Genomic DNA, 3,364 nt, shown 5'->3' on the forward strand with positions numbered 1-3,364 from the left:
GAGACCGCCGTGCTTATCGCGTCCTCGGGATGACCCGGAGGCGTGCGGGCCCCAGGGCCCCGGTGCGGATTTGGATGTCAGGCGGTTACCTGCTGTGCCCCTTTCTCCGTGGTCCTCTCGGCCGGTGGCGTCGTGGTCGAACCGCGGGTCTTCCGTAGCAGTCGCATTGCGTTGATGATGACGACCAGTACGGAGGCTTCGTGGACGAGCATGCCGACGGACATGGTCACCCCGCCGGCGAAAACACCGGCCAGCAGCAGCACCACGGTGATCAGGGCGATCGCGATGTTCTGCCGCATCACGGCCACGGTCCGCTTGGCCAGGCCGATGGCCTCCGGCAGCTTGAGCAGGTTGTCACCCATCAGGGCGATGTCCGCGGTCTCCACGGCCACGGCCGAACCGGCCGCACCCATCGCCACGCCGATGTTCGCGGTGGCCAGCGCCGGGGCGTCGTTGACGCCGTCCCCGACCATGGCCATCACATGGCCCTGGCGCTGCATCTGCGCGACCACGTCCAGCTTGTCTTCTGGGAGCAGGGAGGCGTGGATCTCGTCGATCCCGGTGGCCTTCCCGACGGCCTCGGCCACCAGTCGGGTGTCACCGGTGAGCATGACCACCTTCTCGACACCGGCTCGATGGAGCCGGGCGACCATCTCGGGGGCATCCTGGCGGATTTGGTCGGCGACGGCGACGACGCCGATCACCTGGTCGTCGACGGCCACGATCATCGGCGTCTTGCCTTCGGAGGCCAGCGCTTCCGCCGCCCGAGCGGCGCTGCCGTCGTCGGGAACGCCGTACTGGTCCAGCAGCGGCGGGTTGCCGATGAGCACCCGCTGGCCGGCAACGTCGGACACGATGCCCTTACCGGGGACCGGGGTGACGGTGCCGGGGACCCCGTCGGGGGCCACCCCCTCATCGCGCGCCGTCTGAAGAATGGGACGGGCCAGCGGGTGCTCCGACCCGGCCTCGGCGGCCGCGGCCCAGCGCAGCACGTCGGCACGGTCCCGTGCGGAATCCAGGACCACGACATCGGTGAGGACAGGTTGGCCCTCGGTGAGGGTGCCGGTCTTGTCCACGGCGACCGCCGAGATCTTGGCCGAGGTCTCCAGGAACTCGCCGCCCTTGATCAGGATGCCATTACGGGCGGCCCGGCCGATGCCTGCCACGATCGCGACCGGAATGGAGATCACCAGGGCGCCGGGGCAGCCGATGACCAGCAGGGTCAACGCCAGGACCACATCACCAGCGATCAGTCCGGCCGCCAGTGCCAGCGCCATGACGGCGGGGGTGTACCAGCGGGAGAAGCGGTCCATGAAGGCCTGGGTGCGGGCCTTGGCGTCCTGGGCCTCCTCCACCCGGTGAATGATGCGGGCCAGGGTGGTATCCGCGCCGATGCCGGTGGCCAGCACTTGCAGGAAGCCGCCGCGGGAGACAGTGCCGGCGAACACCTGGTCACCTTTGGATTTCTCCACCGGGATCGATTCGCCGGTGATGGAGGCCTCATCGATGGCGCCGGAGCCGGAGACGACCTGGCCGTCCACGGGGACCTTCGAGCCGTTCTTGACCAGGACGATCTCGCCCATTCTCACCTGTCCGGCAGGGATCTCCTGTTGTTCACCATCGCGCACAACGACGGCGGAATCCGGGGCGACGGCGACCAGCTCGGCCAGGGCCGAGCGGGTCTTGTTCAGGGTCGCCGCTTCCAGAGCGTGTCCGATGGCGAATAGGAACGTGACCGCCGCGGCCTCCCAGAAGTTGCCGATGATGACCGCGCCGATGGCCGCCACCGACACCAGCAGGTCGATGCCGATGACCTTGGCGATCAGCGCGCGAACCGCCTTGATCACGATCCCGTAGCCGGCGACCACGGCGGCGGCGACCATGAAGGCATCCGCGAGGGTGAAGACCGCGGTGGCATGGGTGGCGTGGGCGCCGGCATCGAGCCACCACTGGGGGCTGATGGTGAGGTTGGCCGCACCCTCGGCCAGCCGTTGAACGGCGAAGGAGATGATGATGAGTACGCCGGACACGACGGGGACCGACCAGTTCCCATAGACCCATTTCTGGAGCCTGTTCACTTTCGGGTACGACCTTTCTGCGATGAGTGCCAGCGGACCGGCAGATCGGGTATGAGCGAAAAATGTGCGACCCCACAGGGGCCCGCGTGCCTCAGAAGGCTGAAGGAGTGGCCTTATAGCCGGCCTTCGCCACGGCAGTCACGAGGTCATCCACGGAGACGCGCTCGGCGTCGTGGTCGATCTCGATGCGGGATGAGGCGAAATGGACCTTCACGTTCTCGACACCCTTGAGGCGGCCGACCTGCTTTTCGATCTTCGCCACGCAGGACGGGCAGGAGAATCCCTCGGCCCTCAAAAGGGTGTGGGTGGCGGTGGAGGTAGTCATTGTGAGAATCCCTTTCTTGGTGGTGTTCCGTATTGACACCTTCACGATAGGCTCGCGCCACTGCGAACTCCTTGACCCAGGTCAAGTCCGGACGGCACCGTACGAGGCGCCCCCCTGGGGCATCTGGGACGGTGGCGCCCGCGCCGATTCCGGTAGGCTTGAGGCATGTCTGAGGATGACCTGTGCGTAGCTCGCGTACCGATCTTCCAAGGACTGACGCGCCAGGAGCAGCTGCACGTCGCCGACTTCGTTCGCCCGGTGTGCGTCCACAAGGGGGATATTGTTTGTTCCCCCGGACAGTCGGTGTCGCGTCTGCTGGTGATACACAGCGGACAGCTCAAGGTCAGCCACACGGCGGCCAATGGTCAGGAACAGATTCTGCGAACGGTGACAGACGGTGATGTCGTGGGAGAACGGGCCTTCCTGACGGGCCACCGCCCGGTCGACCTCGTCGTCGCGCTAGAAGACAGTCGGATGTGCGTCTTCGACCACGCCGACCTCTCGGCCCTGCTCCGCGACTACCCCGACATCAGTCAGCGGATGCTGCGGACACTCTCCGACCGGCTCTCCTCAGTCGAGCGACTGCTGGGCGCCGTCACCTCCAGCGACGTCAACGCCCGCGTGGCGGCCTACCTGCTAGATCTGCCCGGCAGCATGCGAGCAGGCGTACCCACGGTGAGGCTGCCGATGGCGAAAAAAGACATCGCCGCCTACCTCGGAACCACGCCCGAAACCCTGAGCCGACGCCTCGCCGCGCTCTCCACCTCCGGCATCATCGAACTCCACGGACGCCGAGACGTCTCCATCCTCGACATTGATGCACTCGAACACGTCGCCACACCCCGATAGCCCGGTACCGTCAGGATGCATCCGAGACGCGTCGATACGCCGATCACGGGTCGCGCCAGGAGGATCGAATTCCGACGGCTAAAGGTACGGGTGGTCGCGGTCGCCGTCATTG

Annotated in this window: 3 protein-coding genes; 1 reads left to right on the forward strand and 2 read right to left on the reverse strand. The window is 66.6% G+C overall.

All coding sequences use genetic code 11. The annotated features are described in order from the left end of the window. Positions 1-77: 77 nt before the first annotated feature. Together NHG27_RS18865 and NHG27_RS18870 are read right to left on the reverse strand one after the other, a co-directional pair. On the reverse strand, positions 78-2,078 hold the full coding sequence (locus NHG27_RS18865) for a heavy metal translocating P-type ATPase (RefSeq protein WP_171197092.1): 2,001 nt from the start codon (positions 2,076-2,078) through the stop codon (positions 78-80). A 91-nt stretch (positions 2,079-2,169) separates the two neighbouring features. Then, a complete protein-coding gene (locus NHG27_RS18870) occupies positions 2,170-2,403 on the reverse strand; it encodes a heavy-metal-associated domain-containing protein (protein ID WP_005053944.1) in 234 nt (77 codons plus the stop codon). 165 nt (positions 2,404-2,568) lie between these two features. On the opposite strand from NHG27_RS18870, the gene NHG27_RS18875 reads away from it, so the two are divergent. Further along, entirely contained in the window at positions 2,569-3,252 is a 684-nt protein-coding gene (locus NHG27_RS18875) for a Crp/Fnr family transcriptional regulator (RefSeq protein WP_171197093.1), read from the forward strand. The last annotated feature ends 112 nt before the right edge of the window (positions 3,253-3,364 follow it).

The organism is Oerskovia sp. 140933 (assembly GCF_059651515.1).